The sequence below is a fragment of the Providencia sp. 21OH12SH02B-Prov genome (assembly GCF_027362595.1).
Taxonomy (GTDB): Bacteria; Pseudomonadota; Gammaproteobacteria; order Enterobacterales; family Enterobacteriaceae; genus Providencia; species Providencia zhejiangensis.
In genome coordinates this window covers 4,110,393-4,135,932 of record NZ_CP114796.1, presented here as the reverse complement: position 1 = coordinate 4,135,932, position 25,540 = coordinate 4,110,393, and the positions used below count along the sequence as shown (strand labels likewise).

Here is a 25,540-nt window from a genome sequence, read left to right as displayed (position 1 = left end):
GATGGATTTTTCAGTGATTGAACAAAATTGGCAATATTTGTTATTTGGCGCTTTTCCTGATGGTCCTATAGAAGGTGCAGCCCTTACACTGATTATCAGCTTAATTGCGGGTGCCGCATCGATTGTGCTGGGAACACTTAGCGGTGTTGCATTAGCCATGTTACGAGGGTTTTGGATGAACCTATTCGCGGCTATTTTAGGCTTTTTCCGTGCTATTCCAGTCATTATGCTAATTTTTTGGACCTATTTCTTCTTACCTGTGGTACTAGGAACAGAAATACCGGGCATCGCTTCGGTCGTTTGTGCGCTCGCATTAATCACCTCTGCCTATTTAGCTCATGCTGTAAAAGCAGGTATTCTTGCTATCGGGAAAGGGCAATGGCAGGCCGGATTATCATTAGGCTTTAGCCGTTGGCAAGTTTTATGGCAAATTGTCTTACCGCAAGCATTACGTATGATGGTTCCTTCATTTATTAATCAATGGGTGGCTTTGATTAAAGACACTTCCCTTGCTTACATTGTTGGTGTCGCGGAATTGTCATTTTTGGCGACACAAGTGAATAACCGTGAAATGGTGTATCCACTCGAAATTTTCTTATTTGTTGCCTTTATTTATTTTGTTATGTGCTTAACGTTAGAGATGATCGCGAACTTCGTGGCAAAACGTTTAAATAGTCATCAAGGGGCTAAACCATTTGCGCCAAAGCGTGCCTTGCTATTTTGGCGTAGACAAAAACTACTCGCGTTATCTTAATCAATTCAAGGTGGCGATTGCTGATGGGGTCGCCACTGCTTATGCAAATTTTATTTTTCTACTGTCTATTTCAATTCATCTTGTTGTATCAGTAAGTTAACTCATTTATGGATCTTTGATTTACGCAAACGTTTTCTTTTTTTCATTTTAACGGTAACACTCTCGATTTGTTTGTTGTAGGATAGGGCGAAAAAAACTTTTTTTGGGCGCTATATCTAATGAGTAATCAATCTTCTAGCTCTGGACAACAACAGGGTCTGTTTCAACGCGTGTTTAAATTACAAGAACACGGGACAACGGCGAAAACAGAAGTCGTTGCGGGCTTCACCACCTTTCTCACAATGGTCTACATTGTCTTTGTTAACCCTCAAATCTTATCTGTCGCTGGGATGGATATTAAAGCTGTTTTCGTCACCACCTGCTTAATTGCGGCGATAGGCAGTATTCTTATGGGGCTGTTGGCGAATCTGCCAATCGCAGTAGCTCCAGCGATGGGGCTAAATGCTTTTTTTGCGTTTGTCGTCGTCAGTGCGATGGGATATTCATGGCAAGTGGCGATGGGGGCTGTATTTTGGGGAGCCGTTGGCTTATTCATTTTGACCCTATTCCGTATTCGTTATTGGATTATCGCGAATATTCCATTAAGTTTACGCGTTGGTATCACCAGTGGTATCGGACTGTTCATTGCGATGATGGGGCTGAAGAACTCGGGTATTATTGTGGCGAACCCAGATACACTCGTCTCTATCGGTAACTTTACCCAACATAACGTGTGGTTAGGGGCTTTGGGCTTTTTCATTATTGCGATCCTAGCGGCACGTAATATCCATGCGGCAGTGCTGGTCTCCATTGTGATCACAACCTTAATTGGCCTTGCATTAGGGGATGTGCAGTTCAATGGTATCTTCTCTATGCCGCCGAGCGTGATGACCGTTGTTGGCCAAGTTGATATTATGGGATCCTTGGATTTAGCGTTATCAGGCGTTATTTTTGCTTTTATGTTAGTTAACTTATTTGACTCTTCGGGCACCATGATTGGTGTGACAGATAAAGCTGGGATCACGGATGCGCGTGGAACTTTCCCTCGCATGAAGCAGGCGCTCTATGTCGACAGCCTCAGTTCTGTCGCGGGTTCGGCGATGGGAACCTCCTCCGTTACTGCTTATATTGAAAGCTCTTCTGGCGTGTCGGTTGGCGGACGTACAGGGTTAACTGCCATTGTGGTTGGTGTGTTATTCCTATTGACCATGTTTATCTCACCACTAGCGGGTATGGTTCCTGCTTATGCGACAGCTGGCGCGCTGATCTACGTTGGGGTGTTGATGACATCAAGTTTAACGCGTGTGAAATGGGATGACTTAACGGAATCAGTTCCTGCATTTATTACTGCGGTGATGATGCCCTTTAGTTTTTCGATCACGGAAGGGATCGCGTTAGGCTTTATCGCTTATTGCGCAATGAAAGTGGGTACCGGCCGCTGGCGCGAGTTGGGGCCATGCGTCATTTTAGTTTCCGTTTTATTTATTTTAAAAATGGTTTTAGTTGACGCTTAATCTTCTTTCCTATCAAACGGCTCCAATCGTCGGAGCCGTTTTGTTTATCAACTCCTCTCTATGACAGCCAATTCGAGCTATAATCAACAAAGCTGCCATGCAAAATACAAAAAAACCGTTTTAATTGCTGCGCAAATGCTTTCACAGCTTGAGGGATTCTGCTAGATTCCGCAGCAGAAACTGACTTATCAAGGTATCAGACCATGAATTCACCAAAAAAACCGGCAAGTAAAACTGCTAGCAAAACGAAGAAAAAGTATCGCAAAACAAAAGAAGAGCTCAATGCAGAAGGGCGTGAGCGTAAGCGCCAGAAAAAGCATCGTGGCAATAAATCGGGGGCTCGCTATCAAGAAAAATCGTCTAATAGTCAGTCTGGCAAGCAAAACGACAGCCTTGACCCACGCCTTGGTAGCAAAAAACCAGTCCCATTGGTGGTTGATGCAAATGCCGTTTCCACACGTACGACGCCAGTAAAAGAGCCTGTCGCAAAAGTGAAATTATCACCCGAGCAAGAGCTAGAAATGCTGGAGCAGGACGATCGTTTAGATAGCTTATTAGCGCGTTTAGAAGAGGGTGAAACGGTCACCACGGAAGAGCAAAAATACATTGATACTTGTTTAGACCGTATTGATGAGTTGATGTCTATTCTGGGTATCGAACTCACTGATGAAGAAGAAGAGGAAAATGAAGAAAAACTGGATGACATTATGCGCATCTTGAAAAGTAAATAAGCGTCTTTTTCACTCCCCCTGCTTGCTGGGGGGAGTATTGAACAAATTTCATTCAAACTGTATCACTTTTGGTGTTGCATCAACTCTCACCGCCCAATCACAAGTTATAATTTCTTTTATGTTATTATGTCGTGTATATAAGTTAGCCAATAAAAAAACATAAGATGTGGCCTGTAAACCGGCATTCGGCCAATTAAGGAATGTTAATGTCAGAGCAAAATATCGTTTGGGATCTTTCTCTTATCCAAAAATATAATTATTCAGGACCCCGCTATACGTCATACCCGACGGCCTTAGAGTTTAATCAGTCGTATGATGAACGTGCATTCGTGGCGGCAACGCAACGCTATCCTGAAAATCCATTATCGCTCTATGTTCACATTCCATTCTGCCATAAGCTCTGTTATTTTTGTGGCTGTAATAAGCTAGTGACACGGCAAAAGCATAAAGCAGATGAATATTTACAAGTTATTGAAAAAGAAATTATTCAGCGTGCCGCACTATTAAAAAATCGCACTGTGACGCAAATGCATTGGGGAGGAGGAACTCCAACTTATCTCGATAAAGCTCAAGTGAGCCATCTTGTCGCACTATTAAAAAAACATTTTCATTTCTCAAACGATGTTGAAATGTCGATTGAAGTTGATCCGCGTGAAATTGAACTCGACATGATCGATCACTTGCGGAGTGAAGGGTTTAATCGCCTAAGTATGGGCGTGCAAGATTTTAATAAAGAAGTTCAGGTCTTGGTGAACCGCGAGCAGGATGAGGATTTCATTTTTGCGTTGATTAATCGAGCAAAAGAAACGGGGTTTACATCAACGAGTATTGACCTTATTTATGGGTTACCCAAACAGACACCAGAAAGCTTTGCTTTCACTCTGCAAAAAGTGATTGAGTTGTCGCCTGACCGCCTGAGCGTATTCAATTATGCGCATCTACCAAACCTCTTTGCTGCACAGCGTAAAATCAAAGATGACGATTTACCGAGCGCAGAGCAAAAACTCGATATCTTGCAAGAAACGATCGCGACATTAACGTCACAAGGCTATCAATTTATTGGTATGGACCACTTTGCGAAGCCACAAGATGAGTTAGCGATAGCACAGCGCGAAGGCGTTTTACACCGTAATTTCCAAGGTTACACCACGCAAGGGGACTGTGATTTATTAGGTTTAGGCGTGTCTGCTATCAGCATGCTTGGGGATAGCTACGCTCAGAACCAAAAAGATTTAAAAACTTATTATGCGCAGGTTGAAGAGCAAGGTCATGCGTTGTGGCGTGGTTTAGTATTAACCGATGACGATTGTTTGCGTCGAGATGTGATTAAGACGCTAATTTGTAATTTTCAGCTTCAATATGCACAAATTGAATCCCTTTATCCCATTAACTTTAAAGAATATTTCTCGGAAGACTTAGCCTTGTTAAAACCGATGGCGGAAGATGGGTTAGTTGAAATAACAAATACAGCAATTAAGGTATCCCCTCAAGGCCGTTTGTTGATTCGAAATATTTGTATGTGTTTCGATGTTTATTTACGCAATCAAATGCGTCAACGTCAATTTTCTCGAGTGATATAACCGATTGTGGCTCCGTGTTATGACGGAGCCATTGTCTTTTAACGAGCGATCTTTTCTAATAGTTGATAAGTTGCTGTAATGCGCTGAGGGATAGGTATCCATTTATTGGATAACATCACAATGGCAATTTTTTCTTCTGGAATAAATACAGCGTATGTGGCGAAGCCATTCGTTGAACCCGTTTTGTTATAATAAGCACGTATTTCTGGCGCCATAGCGGGTTTGATCAACTCAACTTTTTGCGGCTTTAGTGCCATATCATCACGATTACCCTGAAGCAATTGCGCCAAAGAAACTGGCCATGGATAGCTTTCCCACATCATATCTTGTACAAAAGAATCTGTGAGATAAACGCCCGTATGCGTATTCTCAACCGCCTCTTGCCAAGGTTTAGCCACTTTAATGGTCTGCATATTGATCTCTAAATAACGGATCAAATCTTTAGCATTTGATTTTAAGCCATAGGCTTCAGCATCAAGGATTTCAGGGGTAACTCGAACGGGTTGATCTTGCTTGTTATACCCTTGTGCATAATATTTTTCTTGGTTTTTAGGGACATGAATATAAGTATGTTTTAATCCAAGTGAAGGAAGCATCAATTTTTCCATCGCTTGAGAAAATGGCATATCAAGTTGTTTGGCTGTTACGATGCCGAGCAACCCAACGCCAAGGTTTGAATAAGCGCGATATTGCCCAACGTTGTGCTCAGGAAGCCACTTTTGATAGTACTCGATCAGTTGCTTGTCAGTAGTGACACCATTTGGCACAAATAACGATAGACCTGACGTATGGGTTGCTAAATTCATCACGCTAACATTATCAAAAGCACTGCCTGTTAGCTCAGGTAAGTAATGGCTGACAGATTGGCTGAAATCTAACTTACCTTGTGTTTGCGCATAAGCGGCAAGCGTTGCTGTGAAAGTTTTTGATAATGACCCGATTTCATACAATGTTCTATCCGAAACAGGTCGTTGGGTCTGCTTTGACTGTACACCATAGTGGTAAATTCTTTGCTGTCCATCCACAGAAATAGCAATAGACATACCCGGAATATTTTCTTGCTTCATCAGCGGTTTGATAATGTCATCAACCGCTTGTTGTGTCATCGCTGACGCTGAAAGTGAAGTAAAGGCTAAACTCAAAGCGACAAAAAGCCGTCCCTGACGAAAAATATTTTTCATAGAGTTATCCGTTAAAGTAAAAGTTTTCGTTGTTACTGACAAAATTCAGGTATGCTAATCCTTCAACATCAAATTTGTTGTAGAGTCGATGAATTCTGCATGTACTGGTGATTGGTAGAAAGTATGCCTATTTCCAACTCTGATTTAAAACGATATAAAATTCGATGAGGCAAAAGAAAAACTTATGTCAGGAAATTATCGTCATCGCCTTCCTCTAAATGCGTTGAGGGCATTCGAAGCTTCTGCCAGACATTTAAGCTTTACGCGAGCAGGTTTGGAACTGAATGTCACGCAAGCGGCGGTAAGCCAGCAGGTTCGCCTACTGGAAGAGCAACTTGGATTAGAGTTATTTGTTCGTTTACCTAGAGGGCTGGCATTAACCGATGAGGGGCTTGCTTTACTTCCTGTTTTGAGTCGCTCTTTTGACCAAATAGAGTCATTATTGCAACAGTTTGAGGATGGTCATTATCACGAAGTACTGAGTGTGTCAGTCGTGGGAACTTTTGCTGTAGGCTGGTTGTTACCCCGTTTACCTGCTTTTACTGAGTTATACCCTTATATTGATTTGCGTATTATGACCCATAATAACGTGGTCAATTTAGCCGCAGAAGGTGTTGATTTCGCTATTCGTTTCGGTGAGGGGCTATGGCCATTAGCTGAAAATACGCCGTTATTTCCGGCCGCACATACTGTGCTTTGTTCTGAAAAAATAGCCCATAAATTGACCCATCCTTTGGACCTAAAAGAGCACCGTTTAATGCGTTCTTATCGTAAAGATGAATGGGAAAAATGGCAGATTGTAGCGGGACTTGAGCCGTGGCGTGTCAAAGGACCCATATTTGATTCCTCGCGCTTAATGGTTGAAGCAGCATTGCTGACCGACAGCGTAGCCCTTGCACCAAGTTGCATGTTTGAGCATGAATTAAGTGCGGGAACCTTAGTTCAACCATTTGATATCAGTGTAACACTCGGGGGATATTGGCTGAGCCGTTTAAAATCTCGCCCAATAACCCCAGCAATGGTGATTTTTCAAAATTGGTTACTGACTGAAGTTAAATCGTGATAAAGGGTTACTCGATGCCTAGCTCTTTTAATTTTCGAGTTAATGTATTGCGACCCCATCCAAGTAAACGAGCAGCCTCTTGTTTATGTCCATGAGTATGCTTAAGTGCACAGCTCAGCATGGTGTATTCCATTAACGGTACTGTTTGTGCAAGCAAATTTTCTTTCCCTTCCGCGAGAGCGTCTTGAGTCCATTGCTCAAGTAATTCAAACCATGCTGTATTATTGCTTGCGACATAATGGCGTGTCGTGGATTCAGTGGATGCATCATTTTGCTGCTGGTGACCGAGTAAATCTTCAGGTAAGTCTTGTGGCAAAATTTCTTGGCTTGCCGCCATCACGGTGAGCCAGCGACACACGTTTTCCAATTGCCTGACATTACCGGGCCAATGATAGTGTTGTAAAAGACGTTCACTCTCTGGATGCAGCAATTTGCTATCAACCCCAAGCTCTTTGGCGGTATTTTGCAAGAAATAGTATGCAAGGCGGGGAATGTCCTCGATTCTTTCTCGTAATGGTGGGAGTTGCACACGAATGACATTTAAGCGATGGAATAAATCATCACGGAACAACCCTTCTTTAACCCGTTTCTCAAGATCTTGGTGAGTCGCAGCAATAATACGGACATCCACTTTTACAGGAGTATAGCCACCTATACGATAAAATTGCCCCTCCGCAAGTACCCTCAGTAGCCGCGTTTGGATATCGAGTGGCATATCACCAATCTCATCCAAGAATAGAGAACCGCCATTTGCTTGTTCGAAACGACCTTGCCTAACTTGTGTGGCACCGGTGAATGCCCCCTTTTCGTGACCAAAAAGTTCAGATTCAATCAGGTCTTTAGGGATGGCCGCCATATTTAGTGCAATAAAAGGCCCGTTGGCTCTAGGGCTATGTTGGTGTAGCGCATGAGCCACTAATTCTTTACCTGTTCCTGATTCACCATTAATTAGCACACTAATTGATGAGCGAGAGAGACGACCGATAATACGGTAGACCTCTTGCATAGCAGGAGCCTCACCTATCATGGTTGAAGAGACGCTTTCCATTTTTTGTTTGGGGTCACGTTCGACATGATTTTGTTCACGACTATGATTTAAGGCGCGTTCAACCAGCGCAACGGTTTCATCGATGTCAAAAGGCTTAGGTAGATAATCAAAAGCGCCCGATTGGTATGCATTCACTGCGGCATCAAGGTCAGAGTGCGCTGTCATAATAATAATGGGTAATAATGGGTGTGACTGTTTTAGCTGAGTGAGAAGGGCTAAGCCATCCACACCAGGCATACGAATATCCGATAACAAAACATCAGGTTGGTCATGTGTTAGCGCCGCGAGGACGCTATCTGCGCTATCAAAACAGGTGCAATGAAAAGAGGCACTATTTAATGCACGCTCAAGTACCCAACGAATAGAACTGTCATCATCAACAACCCAGATTTTTCCCTGTTGCATTGTTATCTCCTATTTTTTAATTGGTAGATAAATAGAAAACTCGGTATGACCGGGCCAACTGGTAAATTCAATTTTTCCTGCATGTTGGTCAACTAAACTATGAACGATGGATAGACCTAATCCCGTGCCACCTAAGCGACCACTTACCATGGGGTAAAATAAGGTGTCTTGTATAGCTAATGGAATGCCTGGGCCATTATCTTCGATATCGATACGTGCCGCTAAGCGATAACGTTCACCTTGCAACATCACTTGAAATGCGGTGCGAGTTCGTAATGTAATCGTACCACCTGTCTCAGAAAGCGCTTGTAACGCATTACGAATAATATTTAGCAGAACCTGCTCAATTTGGTCAGGATAGTATTCAAGGTCAGGCAAGCTTGGATCATAATCGCGGACTAATGTGATGTTGTCTGGTTTTTCTAACGACACCAATCGGACGATATTTTCAGCGCTATGATGAATGCTTTGTTGTGTTTTAGGACCGGGGTATTGTGGGCCTAGTAACCGGTCAACCAAGGCTCTTAGCCGATCTGCTTGCTCAATAATGACTTGTGTATATTCGTTTAATTGTGGATCCGGCAAGGCTTTAGAGAGCAACTGAGCCGCTCCTCTTAGGCCGCCTAAGGGGTTTTTGATCTCGTGAGCAAGCCCTCTGATGAGCTCTCTTGCTGCTAATTGTTGGGCATTTTGTACTTGTTCTTGGCTTAGCCGACGTTGACTGTCTAATTGATAAAGCTCTAATAAAATAAATTGGCTAGAAAAAGGCTGTGCGCTTAACGCCATCACATGGGAGTGATTATTAAACACCAGCGTGACCTCGTTATCGGTAAAACTGTGGCCTTCTTTTAAGCTGTTTAACATTAACTCGTCATTTAAAGAGCAATAACTACAAAGAACAGGTAATGGTGTGCCATATATCTTGCGTTGACTTTGCGCAAGTATTTGCAAAGCCGCGTGATTAGCATAATGAATCACAAGGTCATAATCGACAATTAAGACGCTGTTTAACAGTGAGTTGAGGATGTGTTCCGGTGCTGGCAAATGTTCGGCTTTCATGTAATTCTGCTCCTGCACTATTTTGGTGCATTATACTTGATTTACCCAACAAAGCTGCAACTTGAATAACAATGCCGTCAATTTATCTATTACTAAAAAGTCAGAGAAAAGGCCCCATCAAAGATGGGGCAAATGTTTCACGGCAACAAAGACTAGCAGTGGAACGGCGTGTTACACACTGTAGTACATTTCAAATTCTAGTGGATGCGGCGTCATGCGGACACGTTGAATATCGTTACGCAGTAATTCAATATAGGCGTCGATAGCGTCATTAGTGAAGACACCACCACGCGTTAAGAATTCGCGATTTTTATCTAATTCATTCAGCGCTTCTTCTAATGAACCCGCAACCGTTGGGATCTCTTTCGCTTCTTCTGGTGGCAAGTCATACAAGTTTTTATCCATTGCATCACCTGGGTGGATCTTGTTGATGATGCCATCAAGACCCGCCATCAGCTGGGCAGCAAACGCCAAATAAGGGTTAGCAGCAGGGTCTGGGAAACGAACTTCAATACGGCGCGCTTTGGTGCTAGCAACAACAGGAATACGGATAGATGCTGAGCGGTTACGTGCTGAGTAAGCCAACATAACGGGGGCTTCAAACCCTGGAACCAAACGTTTATAGGAGTTGGTTGTTGGGTTAGTGAAGGCATTCAACGCACGAGCGTGTTTGATAATACCGCCAATGTAGTAAAGCGCCATTTCAGATAACCCGCCGTACTTATCGCCTGCAAATAGGTTGATACCATCTTTTGACAGTGACATATGACAGTGCATACCTGAACCGTTATCGCCAACTAAAGGTTTTGGCATAAAGGTCGCTGTTTTACCATAAGCATGTGCGACGTTATGCACGACATATTTATAAATCTGAGTTTCATCCGCTTTTTTCGTCATTGTATTAAAGCGACATGCCACTTCGTTTTGTCCAGCAGTAGCGACTTCATGGTGATGCGCTTCAACCACTAAGCCCATTTCTTCCATTGTGGTGCACATTGCAGAACGCAAGTCCTGTGAAGAATCGACAGGCGGAACAGGGAAATAGCCGCCTTTTACGCCTGGACGATGACCTTTGTTACCACCTTCATATTTAGTGCCGGTATTCCATGCCGCTTCAATATCATCGATATGATAGTAGCTGCTGTGCATGCTATTACCAAAACGGATGTCATCAAAGATGAAGAATTCAGGTTCTGGCCCAAATAACACGGTATCCGCGATCCCACTAGAACGTAAAAAATCTTCCGCGCGTTGAGAGATAGAACGAGGGTCACGGTCGTAACCTTGCATGGTACCTGGCTCAAGGATATCGCAACGAATGATCAATGTTGGATCCGCAAAAAATGGGTCAAGCATTGCAGTTGATGGATCTGGCATGAGCACCATGTCAGATTCGTTAATGCCTTTCCAGCCACCAATCGATGAACCGTCAAACATTTTGCCTTCTTCAAAGAAGTCTTCGTTGACTTGATGAGCAGGGATGGTGATGTGCTGCTCTTTACCTTTGGTATCAGTAAAACGCAAATCGATAAATTTTATTTTGTGCTCTTCTATCAGCGATAAAACGTGTTCTGAGGACATCGTCGGCTCTCCTGGTCAGGTCGGTTTTGCAAAATAATCACAGGCAGTTGGATTATTTTTTGCCATTATTTCTGGCTTTTCAGCGTCAGTTAATCAAGGTGTCACTTCTTACATAAAAATATAAGCGAAAAACGTGCCAACTTTTAAAATAGCCTAAATACGGCATATTACAACGTTATGACAAACGGATAAGGAAATAAACAGCAGTAATTGCACTAACATGGTGCAATTTACTTTTTGATTGCACAGATGTAGTGCAATTTGACTAGGGTGGGATTTAAATTGACGTAATAAAGTCGATTGATTGGCTATTTAGCCTTGTGCTTGACGTCTAAGCCCAAGGCTGTTCATTTTATAAAAATGGCTAAATAACAACATTATTCATCGATATTGTCAGTCAGTAATGTGTTTACTTGCTCAATTTGCTGTACTGCATCATTAATGATCTGTGCGATTTGGCGTGTTTGGGTTTCATTTAGTTGCTTTAGCACCATTTTATGGCGCAATAATGCTTTGAAACGGTGAACCGCCATTTCGATTTCTTCGGATAAATTACCGCCGTGCTGCATGTCGCGAGCTTTGGCTAATTTACGGAAAATAGTGGCCTCAATCTCTTGATTCGCTTTTAAATGTTCGGCACCTTCCGCGGTAATTTTGAAGCTTTTACGATTACGTTCAATTATTTCTGATTCAAGAAAACCTTGCTCTTCAAGTAATGTTAGCGTTGGGTAAACGACCCCAGGGCTTGGTACATATAAACCACTGGACGCTTCTTGAATATCTTTAATAATTTCATAGCCATAGCTTGGTTTTTTGGCAACTAATGACAGCACCATAATGTGCAAATCACCATGGTCGAATAAACGACGTAATCCACGTCCACGACCTTTATGACGACCTTCGCCATGTCTACGGCCCTTACCATGACAATGACGACCTTCACCATGACCATGATCTTCGCCGTGGCAACATTGATGTCCATGGCCGTCTTCATGGCGTGAATGATAAACATGACGGCAGGTATGAATTCGCATATAATCCTCCTTAATTAGATATATCGAATTAGCTTGAGTTAAATATAAATAGATATATCTAATTAGTCAATTTAGATATATCTAAATCACATTAAAAGGGTCGAAAACTAGATATTGTGCAAAAAAATCTATTTTTTATTCTTTTTTTAGGCGGATAATTAATGGTACAAAGTGTATTATTCTGCTACTTTGTGGTTTTTCAGTACTGATACGGGTTATTTTCTGATATATTCCGCGATTGTTACGCAACTGAATGTTTTTTAGTTAAAAACTTTTTATACAGTGATGGGTTTCACATTTATTCCACTTGTGCGGAAAAACGTGTAAAATAACAGCAAATTAACGTAGAAAGTATGCTTCCTATATCGATTTAGGCGCAATAAAGCATATTCCTTTCCTGTCAATTAAACGGTAAAAATCCTTGTCAATTCAAAACTTAAGAAATATCGCCATCATCGCTCACGTTGACCATGGCAAGACAACACTGGTTGGTAAATTACTACAGCAATCAGGCACGTTCGGTGAACGTGAAACTGTAGATGAGCGTGTTATGGACTCCAATGACTTGGAGAAAGAGCGCGGTATCACCATCCTTGCTAAAAACACCGCGATCAAATGGAATGACTATCGCATTAACATCGTAGATACCCCAGGCCACGCCGACTTCGGTGGTGAAGTTGAACGTGTTATGTCAATGGTTGACAGCGTTCTGCTGGTGGTTGATGCGACTGATGGTCCTATGCCTCAAACGCGTTTCGTTACCCAAAAAGCGTTTGATAATGGCTTAAAACCCATTGTTGTTATCAATAAAGTTGACCGCCCAGGCTCACGTCCTGATTGGGTAGTTGACCAAGTATTTGATTTATTCGTTAACTTAGGTGCAACGGATGAACAGCTTGATTTCCCTATTGTTTATGCATCTGCAATAAACGGTATTGCGGGTCTTGACCATACTGATATGGCTGAAGACATGACCCCACTTTACGAAGCTATCGTAAAATACGTTGAGCCACCAAAAGTTGATCTGGAAGGCCCTTTCCAGATGCAAGTATCACAGCTAGATTACAACAGCTACTTAGGTGTTATTGGTATTGGTCGTATCAAGCGTGGTACAGTGAAACCAAACCAGCAAGTGACGGTGATCGACAGCGAAGGTAACACTCGCAATGGTAAAATTGGTAAGGTACTGACTCACTTAGGTTTAGAGCGTATTGACTCTCAACAAGCTGAAGCCGGTGACATCGTTGCGCTGACGGGTTTAGGTGAACTTAATATCTCCGACACGATTTGTAACGTGGGGAATGTGGAAGCGCTGCCTGCATTAGCGGTAGATGAGCCAACAGTTAGCATGTTCTATTGTGTTAACACCTCACCATTCTGTGGTCGTGAAGGTAAGTTTGTGACATCTCGTCAGATTCTTGACCGCTTGAATAAAGAACTCGTTCATAACGTGGCGTTGCGTGTTGAAGAAACCCAAGATCCAGACGCATTCCGTGTTTCTGGTCGTGGTGAGTTGCACTTATCTGTTCTGATCGAAAATATGCGTCGTGAAGGTTTCGAATTGGCGGTTTCTCGTCCAAAAGTTATCTTCCGTGAAGTTGATGGTCGTAAACAAGAGCCATTTGAACAAGTGACCTTAGATGTTGAAGAACAACACCAAGGTGATGTCATGAAGGCGTTGGGTGAACGTAAAGGTGACCTACGCGATATGATGCCAGATGGTAAAGGTCGTGTACGTCTTGACTACATCATTCCTAGCCGTGGCCTGATTGGCTTCCGTACTGAGTTCATGACGATGACATCAGGTACTGGCTTACTGTATTCAACATTCAGCCACTATGATGATGTTCGTCCGGGTGAAATCGGCGGCCGCCAAAATGGCGTATTGATTTCAAACGGTCAAGGTAAAGCGGTTGCTTATGCACTGTACAGCCTGCAAGACCGCGGTAAGCTGTTCTTAGGTCACGGTGCGGAAGTGTATGAAGGCCAAATCATTGGTATTCACTCACGTTCAAATGACCTGACTGTTAACTGCTTAACAGGTAAGAAATTGACTAACATGCGTGCATCGGGTACTGACGAAGCCACAACGCTGTCGCCACCAATCAAAATGACTCTGGAACAAGCGCTTGAGTTTATTGATGATGACGAGTTAGTTGAGGTCACTCCACAGTCTATTCGCCTACGTAAGCGTCACTTGACTGAAAACGATCGCCGCCGTGCAAATCGTTCAAAAGATGACTAATTATCGTTAGCGAGATAGCTATCATGAAGAAGGCGCCCAAAAGGCGCCTTTTTTATCCGTATAGGCAGATGCGTTAAGGATGGAGTAGAGGATAAACCCCTGGGCCTATTGGTAAGCCGGCATAGTACCAACCTACGAGTAGCAATATCCAAACGCCAAAGAAGACTAATGGGTAAGGCAAAATTAAGGTGTAATAGGTGCCGAGTTGGGCATTTTTGTAATATCGCTGCAAGAACCCTAAAAATAGTGGCAAGAAAGGGGACATAGGCGCTAGCGGTAATACGGCAGAATCTGCAATGCGGAAAACTATTTGGGCAAAAGCTGGGTGGAAGCCTAATAAAACAAACATGGGCACAAAGATAGGCGCTAGGATAGACCAAATCGCCGAGCCACTCGCAATAAACATACATAAAAATGCGGATAAAAACATCAAGCCAATAAACGCAGGAACACCTGTCATCCCTAAATTTTCGAGTAAGTCAGTTAAACCTATTGCCATAAATTTCCCCATATTGCTCCAATTGAAAAAAGCAACAAACTGGGAAAGTGGGAAAACCATAACAATAAAGCCTGCCATGCTTTTCATTGGGTCAACTAATAAATCAGGGATATCGTTTGGTTTTTTAATCTGCTTTGTCGAAATACCATAAGTAATAGATACCACAAAGAAGAAAATAATAATGACAGGAACAATGCCTTTAATGAAAGGAGATGGAATAACTGAGCCAGTTTGAGGGTCACGAAGCGGGGCGCCTTCCGGCACAACCATTAACGCAACAATAGCGATAAAGATGAGTGCTGAAAGTCCGCTCATTAATAACCCACGATTTTGTAATGGTGTCAGTTTTTCTAAGCGGTCATTAGAGGTTCCTTCCCATTTTGGTAGCCTAGGCTCAATAAATTTGTCCGTGAGTAATGCGCCAGCAATCGTTAAGACAATCACGGAAGTCGCCATAAAATACCAGTTATCAATCACACTAACATGTAAGTTAGGGTCAATGATCATTGCCGCCTCAGTACTAATGCCTGAAAGTAAAACGTCGGTGGTGACAATGAGTAAGTTAGCGGTGAATCCCGAACCTACGCCGGCAATAGCGGCGAGTAAGCCTGCAACTGGGTGACGCCCTACCGCAATAAAAATTAATGCGCCTAATGGGGGCATGACGACAAGAGCCGCATCTGATGAAATATGGCTAAAAAACGCGATAAAGAGCACCATGTAACTGGCATAGCGTTTATTAATTCCTGACGCCATTTTGTACATTAAGGCTTGCAATAAACCTACTTTCTCAGCGAGACCCGCCCCGATAACTAACGCGAGAATTGCCCCAAGAGGCGCGAAGCTACTAAAGTTTTTGACGATATTAGGCAATATCCATTGAATGCCTTCAACGCTCAATAAATTCTTAACCGAAACCAGTTCACCGTTAGCGGGATTTTTGACTGATAAATCGAACCAAGACAGTATTGCAGTAGCAACCATTAGGATCGCGAGAAGATAGACGAAGAGAATAAAAGGATTAGGTATTTTATTCCCGACACGCTCTATCCAACGAAAAATAGCACCTGGACTTTTATTCATTGAAGTTGCAGTTTGATTCATGATGTTTTCCTATGTATTTGCAATTATTGTTATTTTTATAATTGTGATGGCGGGCGTTATGATTGTTATTTGCCCGCCAATGTCACGTTACTGCAATTTTGACGGCTTCACGTCAGATGGAATTGGACAGTGATAAGGTTGTTCATCACGCTGACGTTGGAATTCATTTTTTGCTTGAGCAAGTAAGCTGGGTGTCGTTAATAGTTCGACGGCAGTAGCGGCCATAATTTTCCCTGCTAATAACATGCCCTTATGCGCAATGGATGTTCTGCCTTGTGCAACTAATTGCCATGTATGTAGAGGCGTACCGAATGCAAAGCAGGGACTAAAACACTGTGCGGTCGGGGTCACCCAACTGACATCGCCCACATCGGTGGAGCCGTACATCAGCTCTTTTGATTCAACATAAGGTAAAACCTCATCTGTTAGCGCTTTATTGCCTTGACGTTCACCCCAATGAACCGCTTCTTCACCACCACTACGCGCTGCATTTAATTTGGCATTGCGTAAATCATCTTTAGTGAGTGTGGCATGGATCTCCTCGGCAAATTGGCGTTCTTGCGAGTCATATTCAGGAATGCCGTAAGTGGTAATATGTTGGTACATCGCTTTTTCAATCGTACGATTTGGTACATAATTTGAACATGCTTTATCAAAACGAATATCGAGTTCTGTACCTGTCATCAAGGCGGCACCTTTAGCGATATCAATAACGCGTTGATATATATCTTGAGCTTGGTCTAGTTGAGGAGCGCGTACAAGGTACAAGACTTCAGCATCGGCTTGAACGACATTTGGGGAGGCGCCCCCTGTATTCGTCACTGCATAGTGAATACGAGCTTCTTGGATAACATGCTCACGTAAGAATTGAACACCCACATTCATTAAACTGACGGCATCCAGCGCACTACGTCCTAAATGAGGTGAGTTTGCCGCATGTGCTGCAATACCTTTGAAACGGAACGCTGTCTGGATATTGGCAAGTGATTGCACATTAAAAACGCCACTGAAAGATTCAGGATGCCAGGTGACAGCAGCATCTACATCATCAAAGAGGCCTTCTCTTACCATGAAAGTTTTACCAGAACCGCCTTCTTCTCCAGGGCAGCCATAGAAACGTACGGTGCCTGACAACTGGTTTTCTTCGAGCCACGCTTTTACAGCAAAGGCTGAGGATAAGGCGGCAGTGCCAAGTAAATTATGCCCACAACCGTGGCCGTTACCATTTTCAATAACAGGATTAGGTTGACTACAAGCCGAATGCTGACTTAAACCTGCAAGTGCATCGTATTCACCGAGTAAAGCAATAACAGGGGTACCTGAGCCAAAACTGGCGATGAACGCGGTTTCTATATCACCAACCCCTCTTTCAACCTGAAAGCCCTCTTGCTCCAGCGCATCGGCAAGAAGATTAGCAGAAAAGGTCTCTTCAAACCGCGTTTCAGGGTGGTCCCAAATCGCATCGCTTAACTGGGTAAAACGAGTACGATTTTGCTCAATATAATTATTAATAAAGGATGTGAATGTCTTACTCATGAGTTTTGCCTCCAAATTCAGGTAGCGAAAGCGCGATGGTTGCTAAGGTTTTGACGGCAACAGGCATGACATCTTCATCAAAATCAAAGCGCTCGTTGTGGTGACCCGCGCTTAATTCAGTACCGAAAATCATATAGGTTGCTTGTCCACCTTGCGCTTTTGTACGCTCCATAAAATAGGTCGCATCTTCTGAACCCGCAGCTTGAGGTTTATCTTTGATGACGGAGGTCAGCTCAGGGATTTTGTTCTGTGCAAGACCCATAATAAAATCGACCCATTCAGGGCTAGGGTGACTACTTTGTGCCGCTCCCATTAAGTTGATTTTGAAATCAACATCCTGCATTTTTGCTGCACCTTCGATGACATTAAGTGCTTTTTGATACATAAATTCGTTGATTTCATTCGTTTCGCCGCGTGTCTCGACTTTCATTAAGGCGTGATCGGCAATCACATTACGTCCGATACCTGCATTCAGTACGCCAACATTAATACGAGAGCTACCTTCACTGTGACGAGGGATAGCATATAGGCCAAGTGTCGCTTGAGCCGCAGCCACTAATGCGTTTTTACCTTCTTCGGGCCTTGCTCCCGAATGGGCTGCTTTACCATGAAATGTGACATCAAATTTAGTCGTAGCGAGAAAACTTTTGCTACCGCACACGAGTTCCCCTTTCGGAACACCTGTACCGATATGTATTGCGACAAAAAAATCCACATCATCGACCACACCCGCGGTTGCCATTGATTTTGCGCCGCGAGTTCCTTCCTCAGCCGGTTGGAAAATCAGTTTAATTCGACCTGTTAGCTGTGATTGAAACTGCTTCAATATATGAGCTAAACCAAGGCCAATAGCGGTATGTCCATCATGACCACAGGCGTGCATCATGTGTGAATTACAAGAAGCAAAGCCTTCTGCATGAGGGCGGTGTTGTGCGGTGAGATCCTCATTAAGGTCTAATGCATCCATGTCGACACGAAAGGCGAGTGTCGGTCCTGGTTTACCGGTATCTAATGTGGCAACGATACCGGTAAATCCGCCAGAAAAATGGGGAAGCCATTCTGTTAACGCACCTTGCTCAATAGCGCGTTTTTCTTGTTCGGCAAACTGTTCTGGTGTCGGCAACCCCATACGATCTTCCGCTTTAATAACGTCTTTTCCGAGTTGTAGCTGATAGCCAAGGCGAGCGAGTTCATCTGCGACTCGTGTTGCGGTTCGAAATTCAAACCAACCTGATTCTGCATATTGATGGAAGTCACGGCGCCAAAGTTGTAGTTGATGTGTGATGGATTCAATGGCGTTATTTAAAGAAATCTCCATAATTGTTATCTCTTTTAGTTATCACGATAAAATAGAATGGCTCGGTATAAATACCCAGTACGATTTGATTTCGGTGAAATTAAATTTTATTTAATAATTTCAAAATAATTTAATATGTTGTGTTTCTTTATTTTAATAAATAAAAATAGTTAATAAGTATTGATGTTAATTATTTGTTATCGTCATGCATTGACTGTACACAATCAAAATAGGGTAAAAAAGATACAATTATCTTTGCCTATATAACTAATGGTTATCAGGGAATTCATATGGCTTTGCCAATAAAACTGAATCAGTTGAGAGCGTTTGTCGAGGTAAGTCGCCATGGCAGTATTAGAGCGGCTAGTCGTTTTTTACAGCTTTCTCAGCCCGCATTAACGAAGTCTATTCGTGAATTAGAGGCTTCTTTAGGCGCAAAATTGTTTATTCGCAGTAATCAAGGGATCTATCTGACGGAAAGTGGAGAAAGTTTTTTGCGTCGTGCCAGTATCATTCTTGAAGAGTTACGTGTCGGGCAAGAAGAGATACAGCAGCGTATAGGCTTATCCAGCGGCACGATTAATATTGGGGTTGCAGGCAGTATTGCGCGTTCAGTGATGCCAAAAGTGATTATTCAATTCCATCGTGACTTTCCAAATATCAAAATTCGGATTATGGAAGGACAACTCTTGACGATGTTACCTCAGTTACGCCAAGGTGAGCTCGATTTCACTGTAAATACGTATTATCCCGGTAGCCTAGATGCGGAATTCAATTTTGAACGTTTAATGAGCAAGGAATACAAGGTGATCATGCGTAAAGATCACCCAATGAAGCATGCCACCTCATTAGAGCAGCTCACCCACTGTGATTGGACGATGCCAACACCGAAAGGCACTTACTATAAGCAACTGTCTGAAGTGTTCTCTAGGATGGATAAACCGATGAGCTTTAGTGTGACATGTGAAACCTTGATCGGTTGTATGAGTTTAGTGGCGCAGAGTGATTTCTTGACGATAGTGTCTATCGATACTATTGATGACCCTCTATTTGAACAACAATTCATTGCGCTCGATCTCGCTGAAAAGCTTCCTTATGCGACTTTTGCTCTTGTACGACGTCGGGATCATACGTTATCGCCAGCAGGTGAACATTTGGCGAGATTATTCCGTATCTACTGTCACGATAGAGATGATGGTCACGTGTATTCATAAAAAACAAAAAATAATCTGTAATTAGGGCTGTTCAGTTGTATGAATAATGATTAAAGTGAATTTAGTTAATAACAACGAGGAAACGGTATGCTGTATATCTTCGATATGGGTAATGTGATTATTGATATCGACTTTAATCGTGTATTTGATAAATGGTCAGAACTCAGTGGAATACCGTCTGAGCAAATCAAGTCGCGGTTTACTTTTGGGAATATCTTCCAACAACATGAATGTGGCAAAATCTCAGATATCGAATTTGCAGAAATGTTATGTGAAGAACTTGGCATTACACTCAGTTTTGAAGAATTCGCGGAAGGCTGGCATGCGATATTTATGTCAGTAAGACCAGAAGTGATTGATATCATGGAACGCCTTCGTGAACAGGGGCATCGTGTGGTTGTTTTATCTAACACTAACCGCCTACACCTTGATTACTGGCCTGAACATTATCCTGAAATTGCAGCTTCCTCAGACTTTTTATACTTATCTCAAGACCTGGGGATGCGCAAACCTGATCCAGCTATTTACCAATATGTTCTTGAATCTGAAGGATTTGATGCAGTTGATGCTATCTTCTTTGATGATGTCGAGGACAATATTAAGGCTGCCGAAGCATTAGGTATTAAAGGTGTCCATGTCGTGAATAAAGACACGGTACCTGAATATTTCCGCACTTATGACTTCAGTGCTGAAGTCGAATAATTGATGAATTATCACCATGGAGTAACCTAAACTGTTACTCCATATTTTTGTCGAGTTATCATGATTGCATTAATACAGAGAGTCGCTCATGCAGCAGTGGTTGTTGATGAGCAGGTGGTTGGTCAAATTGATTCTGGGTTACTTGTTTTGCTCGGTGTTGAAAAAGATGATGATGAACAAAAAGCAAAACGGTTGTGTGAAAAAGTACTTGGCTATCGGATTTTTAGTGATGAACAGGGAAAAATGAACCTGAATGTTCAACAAGCGGGTGGGAGCTTATTAGTTGTCTCTCAATTTACATTGGCAGCTGATACTAAAAAAGGAATGAGACCTAGTTTTTCTGGGGGAGCTGAACCTACGCGGGCTGAACAATTATATGAATATTTTGTTGAGCAAAGTCGCCAACAAGGTGTGATCACTGAAACAGGGCAATTTGCCGCGGATATGCAAGTCAGCCTGACCAATGACGGTCCTGTGACTTTCTGGTTGCAAGTCTAATTCTACTATTAAGGGGGAGACTATGTACCATCTGCGTGCACCGAAAGATGAAGCGGAATTTGATGCTTATTACCAGTTCCGCTGGGAGATGTTACGTAAACCCTTTAATCAACCATTTGGTTCTGAAAAAGATGGTTATGATCTTACCGCTTACCATCAAATGGTTGTTGATGATAAAAATCGTATCTTAGCCATTGGTCGGCTTTATATTAATGCCGATAACGAAGGCGCGATTCGTTTTTTAGCGGTGAATCCAGCAATGCAAGGAAAAGGGCTGGGTAAACTCATTTTGATGGCGTTAGAATCAATTGCGCGGCAAGAAAGTGTCAAACGTATTGTGTCGAGCGTCCGAGAAGAAGCGGTTCCCTTTTTTCGTAAGATAGGCTTTGAAAGCCGAGGTCTGATTGCCGGTGAGCTCAAAACACCTGTTCGTCACTATTTAATGATCAAACCGATCGAGACACTTGACCAGATCCTTCATCGCCCTGATTGGTGTGGAGAGTTACAACAAGCTTGGTATAAATATATCCCATTAAGTGAAAAAATGGGGGTTCGAATTGAACAATATACAGGGCAAAAGTTTATTACCACTATGCCAGAAGCTGGCAACCAAAACCCTCACGAAACGATTTTTGCAGGAAGCCAATTTTCGTTAGCCACCCTGACAGGTTGGGGATTGATTTGGTTATTAATGCAAGAGCATCAACTCGGTGGTGATATTGTATTAGTGGATGCCAATATTCGTTATAGCAAGCCAGTGAGTGGTAGACCCACCGCTATTGCGGATATGTCGCAAATGAGTGGTGACCTTGACCGTCTTGCGAGAGGGAGTAAAGCAAGGGTAAAACTTGAAGTGACAGTGAGTGGAACTAACGGCGAGGCGGGGGCCGTTTTTAGCGGTGTGTATATGGTGTTACCTGTTGAGAAAACAGTAAAGTCACTGTAATGCCTTTCGTATATACTGATTTTAAAGGCAGGCCAAGCGTGATCGCTGGCCTGCCTTGTTATTTATTGAGTTATCAGCGCGGGAATTTGCTCATTTGTTGGCAAAATATTCGTGGGAATAGCGTCGGGAGCCGTAGCAGGAGCGGGCTGAGGCTCCATCGGTGAGGCCTCATTTTCAACTGATGAGGTGACGACGCCTTTCACAACGGTTCGATACATCTGTTTCCCTTGTAATGGTATTGCCACTAATTCACCATTTAAGCTGCTAGCTAATGATGGTGCTAACAAGTCACCTTGCAATGAGGCATCAAAATCACCCACGATTTGAGATGGGAAGCCTTGCCAACCCCATTGATTTAAAGCGGAAAGCTCAATATTAGTCCCTGAGGCTCGGAGTAAAAAGGGGATTTTTTTAGGGGATTGCTTGACTAATAACCCTAACTTCACCAGCCCTTTGTCTGTGCTTGTAGTGAATGAAGCCGCAGCAGAACTTTGACCACTTTGGCGTAAGTCCATATAAGGCCGACGTATCATAACTTGATTGATGGTTCCACTATCGGCATTAAAGGTGGCTTTGCCACTCCAAATCCCCCATTGTTTTTGTTTAATAAGGCTGACGTCTTCTATTTTGCCGCTCAGTGCCGTGAATTCGAATGGGAAACTAGGGGCAATATTCATCAATAAAGACTGCGATAAGGTAAATTGTTTGATCGTTAAGCCGGATAACCAATCAGGTGAGGGTTGGCTGAAGAAATGTAGCCAATTTTCAGGCAAGGTATATAAAATACCGGCTAATTTGCCGTCATTGAGTGTCAGCGTTTTATTATTACGTTGCCATACACCATTAAGGCTAAATACCCCTTTGTAATAATAACCTGAAAGTTTCTCGATATTGAGGTTATCGCCTTGAAGGTTGAGATTGCCAATCAGCGTATCAAGTTGTTGATCATTAATAACGAGTTGATTAATGCTGAAATTAATATGACTTTCTGGGCTACTCCAACTACTTCTGACCCAGTCAAGGTGGTCGATTTCAGTATTGAGCCCTGAAATTGCCCAATCTTTTCCTTGGATATCCACATTAGTGAGAGCGACATTTTTCAAGGACACTGTACGGTGACTATTGAGAGCCTGATTTAATGAAGCAAAGGGAATATTATTTTGCCAACCAACTTTGTCCATGACTAAAGAATCAACTGTGATGGTGCTGTCCGTTAACACCTTTCCTGAGCCTTTAATATAACCATTATTGAGGTAGCCACTGGCTTGAGTAAATTCAGTAAGATTTTTTTCGAGCTTACCGGTGACTGCAACCGTTTTTAATGGTAACTCATTAATATTCAATTCTTTTGTGGTAAATCGAAAGTCTCCGTAGCCGAAAGGATGGTTAGTCGTGGGGTGCCATGGTGTAATGCCACCCGTAAAGCCAAATACGTTGAACTTATTATTTGCTTGATTTAGTTGAATACGGCTATTTTCAAATTGCAGGATATTGGCATTTAAAGGTATTGGCGTGGCAGTCTCTACAGAGGAGATATCTAAATTCCCTTCGGTGATGACTAATCGACGAATGGCGGTGCCACTCAATAAATTACGCCAGTTTATATCAACAATCATTTGCTTAGCATCCAAAGTCATATCTTTATGACGTGACACAATGTTGACGTCTTGAAAGATAAATTCTCCAGCATTGGCAAACTCATGCCCCATGATACCCACTTTAATATCATAATCAGTGAATTTACTTAACAACTGACTGGCATAGGATGCACCCCAGCGTGTTTGCAGCCCAGCGTAAGTAAATATAACCACTAATAACAACAGTAGTAAAAGGGTCGTGATGAGCTTAGTTAACCACCTCATGGTTTATCTGCCTCTCCATATATTGGATTGTTTGGATGAAAGCGCTGCCGGGTAAATGACTAAGATAGAATACAGAATAACCGCCAGTGTATTCAACTCTGGCGGTAAATGATAGGTTACTTTTCGTGAGGGAAAATTAAATTCAGAATAATTGCAGTTAAACCGCCTGCCGCGATACCGGATGAAAATAAAGTTTTCAGCCAGTCCGGCGCAAACTGTAAAATCAACGGCTGCTGCGAAACCCCCATTCCGACGGCAAGGGATAATGCAATAATCATGATCGCTCGACGATTAAGTGGTTCACGGGAGACAATACGTACGCCAGATGCCGCGATGGTTCCGAACATCACAATTGTTGCTCCGCCAAGTACAGGCTCAGGGATCTGTTGTACAAAACCGGCAACAGCTGGGAATAAACCTAATAAAACAAGCATTAACGCTACGATATAGCCGACATAACGGCTGGCGACGCCAGTAAGCTGTATCACCCCATTATTTTGACCAAAACAGGAGTTAGGGAAAGTATTGAAAACGGCAGATACCATCGAGTTCAAACCATTCGCTAAGACGCCACCCTTAATTCGCTTCATATAGATTGGACCACGTACCGGCTGTTCTGAAACATCGGATGTTGCCGTAATATCACCAATCGTCTCTAAAGAGGTCACCATAAATATTAGCATCAGCGGAATTAACAGATTCCAATCAAACGACAACCCATAATAAAACGGCTCAGGTATCGTCATCATGGATTGTTTCGCGTTTGTCTCTTGAGCTGTAGGTAACATATCTAACCACCAAGCAGCAATATAACCAATTGCCATGGCGATAACTAAAGAGGCAACACGCAAGTAAGGATTTTTTTGGCGGTTAAGTAAAATGATAACAGCCAACACAATACCCGCTAGCAATAAATAATCAGGGGAACCGAAAGTATTATCAGAAATTGCGGTATGACCACCACCAATAGACGTTAATCCGACTTGAATGAGTGATAAACCAATTATCATGACAACAACACCCGAAACGAGAGGAGTAATTACCCGTCGTGCTAAATGTAGGAAGCGAGAGAGTACCACCTCAGTGAGCGCTGCAACCAGTAGTGTGCCAAAAAGTGCTGCCATCATCGAAGGAATATCAGCACCACCTTGTTTAAGTGCAACCCCTCCCATAATCAAAGGTGCAACAAAGTTAAAGCTTGTACCTTGTATTGAGAGTAACCCCGACCCCACAGGACCCCATGCTCGGATCTGTATTAAAGAGGCAATACCAGAAGCAAATAGAGACATGCTAATAATACGCTGAGTGTCATGCGCTGGAAGCCCCAATGATTGGCAAATGAGCATTGCCGGGGTGATCACTGCAACAAACATCGCTAAAAGATGCTGTCCAGCTGCAAATAATGCTTGGGGTAGAGGAGGTCGGTCTTCTAATCGGTAAATGAGTTCACTTTTAGGTGCGACGTCAACAGCCTGTTTTTGAGATACTTCGGTGGTCATTTTGGTCTTTCTCTGCCAACAAAAAAAGCATTGTAAAGCGACTAATTTAAAAAGCAATCGTTTGCGCGAAAAATATTTCTTCATTGTTAGATAAGGAATGTCACATTTTTATATGTTTTAACTTGTGTTTATCGCCAATTTTTTTTCTA

20 protein-coding genes are annotated in these 25,540 nt (G+C 42.7%); 10 read left to right on the top strand and 10 right to left on the bottom strand.

Translation table 11 applies throughout. From position 1 onward, the window contains the following. Position 1 precedes the first annotated feature (1 nt). The 4 genes from O7C57_RS18995 to hemN all read left to right on the top strand — a co-directional run bounded on the left by O7C57_RS18995 (position 2) and on the right by hemN (position 4,618). Entirely contained in the window at positions 2–754 is a 753-nt protein-coding gene (locus O7C57_RS18995) for an amino acid ABC transporter permease (RefSeq protein ID WP_154624396.1), read from the top strand. 218 nt (positions 755–972) lie between these two features. Beyond that, positions 973–2,307 (top strand): NCS2 family permease, encoded by a 1,335-nt coding sequence (locus O7C57_RS18990; RefSeq protein WP_154624397.1) that lies wholly within the window; start codon positions 973–975, stop codon positions 2,305–2,307. Positions 2,308–2,510: 203 nt separating this feature from the next. Further along, on the top strand, positions 2,511–3,038 hold the full coding sequence (gene yihI / locus O7C57_RS18985) for a Der GTPase-activating protein YihI (protein ID WP_269723447.1): 528 nt from the start codon (positions 2,511–2,513) through the stop codon (positions 3,036–3,038). A gap of 206 nt (positions 3,039–3,244) precedes the next feature. Beyond that, the gene (gene hemN, locus O7C57_RS18980; RefSeq protein ID WP_163860529.1) at positions 3,245–4,618 is read left to right on the top strand and encodes an oxygen-independent coproporphyrinogen III oxidase; all 1,374 of its coding nucleotides are present in this window, start codon (positions 3,245–3,247) and stop codon (positions 4,616–4,618) included. Positions 4,619–4,656: 38 nt separating this feature from the next. Here hemN and ampC read toward each other — a convergent pair whose 3' ends face one another. Then, complete coding sequence (gene ampC / locus O7C57_RS18975; RefSeq protein WP_425476436.1) at positions 4,657–5,790, bottom strand: class C beta-lactamase; 1,134 nt, start codon at positions 5,788–5,790, stop codon at positions 4,657–4,659. 193 nt (positions 5,791–5,983) lie between these two features. Here ampC and O7C57_RS18970 point away from each other — a divergent pair, with 193 nt between their 5' ends. Further along, positions 5,984–6,862: a LysR family transcriptional regulator gene (locus O7C57_RS18970; RefSeq protein ID WP_154624401.1), complete on the top strand. Its 879-nt coding sequence runs from the start codon at positions 5,984–5,986 to the stop codon at positions 6,860–6,862. 7 nt (positions 6,863–6,869) lie between these two features. Here the strand turns inward: O7C57_RS18970 and glnG are convergent, their stop codons facing one another. The 4 genes from glnG to O7C57_RS18950 all read right to left on the bottom strand — a co-directional run bounded on the left by glnG (position 6,870) and on the right by O7C57_RS18950 (position 11,989). Then, positions 6,870–8,315, bottom strand: a complete 1,446-nt coding sequence (gene glnG / locus O7C57_RS18965; protein WP_154624402.1) for a nitrogen regulation protein NR(I) — start codon at positions 8,313–8,315, stop codon at positions 6,870–6,872. 9 nt (positions 8,316–8,324) lie between these two features. After that, positions 8,325–9,374 (bottom strand): nitrogen regulation protein NR(II), encoded by a 1,050-nt coding sequence (gene glnL / locus O7C57_RS18960; RefSeq protein ID WP_154624403.1) that lies wholly within the window; start codon positions 9,372–9,374, stop codon positions 8,325–8,327. 171 nt (positions 9,375–9,545) lie between these two features. After that, the gene (gene glnA, locus O7C57_RS18955) at positions 9,546–10,955 is read right to left on the bottom strand and encodes a glutamate--ammonia ligase (protein ID WP_154624404.1); all 1,410 of its coding nucleotides are present in this window, start codon (positions 10,953–10,955) and stop codon (positions 9,546–9,548) included. Between the two features lie 377 nt (positions 10,956–11,332). Beyond that, a complete protein-coding gene (locus O7C57_RS18950; RefSeq protein ID WP_230085891.1) occupies positions 11,333–11,989 on the bottom strand; it encodes a PadR family transcriptional regulator in 657 nt (218 codons plus the stop codon). A gap of 421 nt (positions 11,990–12,410) precedes the next feature. On the opposite strand from O7C57_RS18950, the gene typA reads away from it, so the two are divergent. Further along, on the top strand, positions 12,411–14,234 hold the full coding sequence (typA, locus tag O7C57_RS18945; RefSeq protein WP_163860532.1) for a ribosome-dependent GTPase TypA: 1,824 nt from the start codon (positions 12,411–12,413) through the stop codon (positions 14,232–14,234). Between the two features lie 73 nt (positions 14,235–14,307). Here the strand turns inward: typA and abgT are convergent, their stop codons facing one another. The 3 genes from abgT to O7C57_RS18930 form a co-directional block, all read right to left on the bottom strand. Next, positions 14,308–15,837, bottom strand: coding sequence for a p-aminobenzoyl-glutamate transporter (gene abgT / locus O7C57_RS18940; RefSeq protein WP_154624406.1), 1,530 nt, complete (start codon positions 15,835–15,837; stop codon positions 14,308–14,310). 87 nt (positions 15,838–15,924) lie between these two features. Then, positions 15,925–17,373 (bottom strand): M20 family metallopeptidase, encoded by a 1,449-nt coding sequence (locus O7C57_RS18935; RefSeq protein ID WP_163860533.1) that lies wholly within the window; start codon positions 17,371–17,373, stop codon positions 15,925–15,927. Further along, the gene (locus tag O7C57_RS18930) at positions 17,366–18,691 is read right to left on the bottom strand and encodes a M20 family metallo-hydrolase (protein ID WP_163860534.1); all 1,326 of its coding nucleotides are present in this window, start codon (positions 18,689–18,691) and stop codon (positions 17,366–17,368) included. The genes O7C57_RS18935 and O7C57_RS18930 overlap by 8 nt, the downstream gene beginning before the upstream one ends. A gap of 269 nt (positions 18,692–18,960) precedes the next feature. Between O7C57_RS18930 and O7C57_RS18925 the strand changes: the two genes are divergently transcribed. The 4 genes from O7C57_RS18925 (at position 18,961) to fabY (ending at position 22,030) form a co-directional block, all read left to right on the top strand. Further along, entirely contained in the window at positions 18,961–19,884 is a 924-nt protein-coding gene (locus O7C57_RS18925) for a LysR family transcriptional regulator (protein ID WP_163860535.1), read from the top strand. An 87-nt stretch (positions 19,885–19,971) separates the two neighbouring features. Further along, complete coding sequence (yihX, locus tag O7C57_RS18920) at positions 19,972–20,586, top strand: glucose-1-phosphatase (RefSeq protein WP_269723445.1); 615 nt, start codon at positions 19,972–19,974, stop codon at positions 20,584–20,586. A 60-nt stretch (positions 20,587–20,646) separates the two neighbouring features. Then, positions 20,647–21,084 (top strand): D-aminoacyl-tRNA deacylase, encoded by a 438-nt coding sequence (dtd, locus tag O7C57_RS18915; RefSeq protein WP_154622470.1) that lies wholly within the window; start codon positions 20,647–20,649, stop codon positions 21,082–21,084. Positions 21,085–21,106: 22 nt separating this feature from the next. Then, positions 21,107–22,030, top strand: a complete 924-nt coding sequence (gene fabY / locus O7C57_RS18910; RefSeq protein ID WP_154622471.1) for a fatty acid biosynthesis protein FabY — start codon at positions 21,107–21,109, stop codon at positions 22,028–22,030. A 62-nt stretch (positions 22,031–22,092) separates the two neighbouring features. On the opposite strand, the gene O7C57_RS18905 is transcribed toward fabY, so the two are convergent. Together O7C57_RS18905 and O7C57_RS18900 are read right to left on the bottom strand one after the other, a co-directional pair. Beyond that, positions 22,093–23,892 (bottom strand): AsmA family protein, encoded by a 1,800-nt coding sequence (locus tag O7C57_RS18905; protein ID WP_249999677.1) that lies wholly within the window; start codon positions 23,890–23,892, stop codon positions 22,093–22,095. A 116-nt stretch (positions 23,893–24,008) separates the two neighbouring features. After that, entirely contained in the window at positions 24,009–25,391 is a 1,383-nt protein-coding gene (locus tag O7C57_RS18900; RefSeq protein WP_154622473.1) for a uracil-xanthine permease family protein, read from the bottom strand. Positions 25,392–25,540: the final 149 nt, after the last annotated feature.

Excerpts from the sequence above, each read along its gene's own strand:
- O7C57_RS18995 (WP_154624396.1), top strand. The coding sequence starts at position 2 with ATGGATTTTTCAGTGATTGAACAAAATTGGCAATATTTGTTATTTGGC.
- O7C57_RS18990 (WP_154624397.1), top strand. The coding sequence starts at position 973 with ATGAGTAATCAATCTTCTAGCTCTGGACAACAACAGGGTCTGTTTCAA.
- yihI (WP_269723447.1), top strand. The coding sequence starts at position 2,511 with ATGAATTCACCAAAAAAACCGGCAAGTAAAACTGCTAGCAAAACGAAG.
- hemN (WP_163860529.1), top strand. The coding sequence starts at position 3,245 with ATGTCAGAGCAAAATATCGTTTGGGATCTTTCTCTTATCCAAAAATAT.
- O7C57_RS18970 (WP_154624401.1), top strand. The coding sequence starts at position 5,984 with ATGTCAGGAAATTATCGTCATCGCCTTCCTCTAAATGCGTTGAGGGCA.
- glnG (WP_154624402.1), bottom strand. The coding sequence starts at position 8,315 with ATGCAACAGGGAAAAATCTGGGTTGTTGATGATGACAGTTCTATTCGT.
- glnL (WP_154624403.1), bottom strand. The coding sequence starts at position 9,374 with ATGAAAGCCGAACATTTGCCAGCACCGGAACACATCCTCAACTCACTG.
- glnA (WP_154624404.1), bottom strand. The coding sequence starts at position 10,955 with ATGTCCTCAGAACACGTTTTATCGCTGATAGAAGAGCACAAAATAAAA.
- O7C57_RS18950 (WP_230085891.1), bottom strand. The coding sequence starts at position 11,989 with ATGCGAATTCATACCTGCCGTCATGTTTATCATTCACGCCATGAAGAC.
- abgT (WP_154624406.1), bottom strand. The coding sequence starts at position 15,837 with ATGAATCAAACTGCAACTTCAATGAATAAAAGTCCAGGTGCTATTTTT.
- O7C57_RS18935 (WP_163860533.1), bottom strand. The coding sequence starts at position 17,373 with ATGAGTAAGACATTCACATCCTTTATTAATAATTATATTGAGCAAAAT.
- O7C57_RS18930 (WP_163860534.1), bottom strand. The coding sequence starts at position 18,691 with ATGGAGATTTCTTTAAATAACGCCATTGAATCCATCACACATCAACTA.
- O7C57_RS18925 (WP_163860535.1), top strand. The coding sequence starts at position 18,961 with ATGGCTTTGCCAATAAAACTGAATCAGTTGAGAGCGTTTGTCGAGGTA.
- yihX (WP_269723445.1), top strand. The coding sequence starts at position 19,972 with ATGCTGTATATCTTCGATATGGGTAATGTGATTATTGATATCGACTTT.
- dtd (WP_154622470.1), top strand. The coding sequence starts at position 20,647 with ATGATTGCATTAATACAGAGAGTCGCTCATGCAGCAGTGGTTGTTGAT.
- fabY (WP_154622471.1), top strand. The coding sequence starts at position 21,107 with ATGTACCATCTGCGTGCACCGAAAGATGAAGCGGAATTTGATGCTTAT.
- O7C57_RS18905 (WP_249999677.1), bottom strand. The coding sequence starts at position 23,892 with ATGAGGTGGTTAACTAAGCTCATCACGACCCTTTTACTACTGTTGTTA.
- O7C57_RS18900 (WP_154622473.1), bottom strand. The coding sequence starts at position 25,391 with ATGACCACCGAAGTATCTCAAAAACAGGCTGTTGACGTCGCACCTAAA.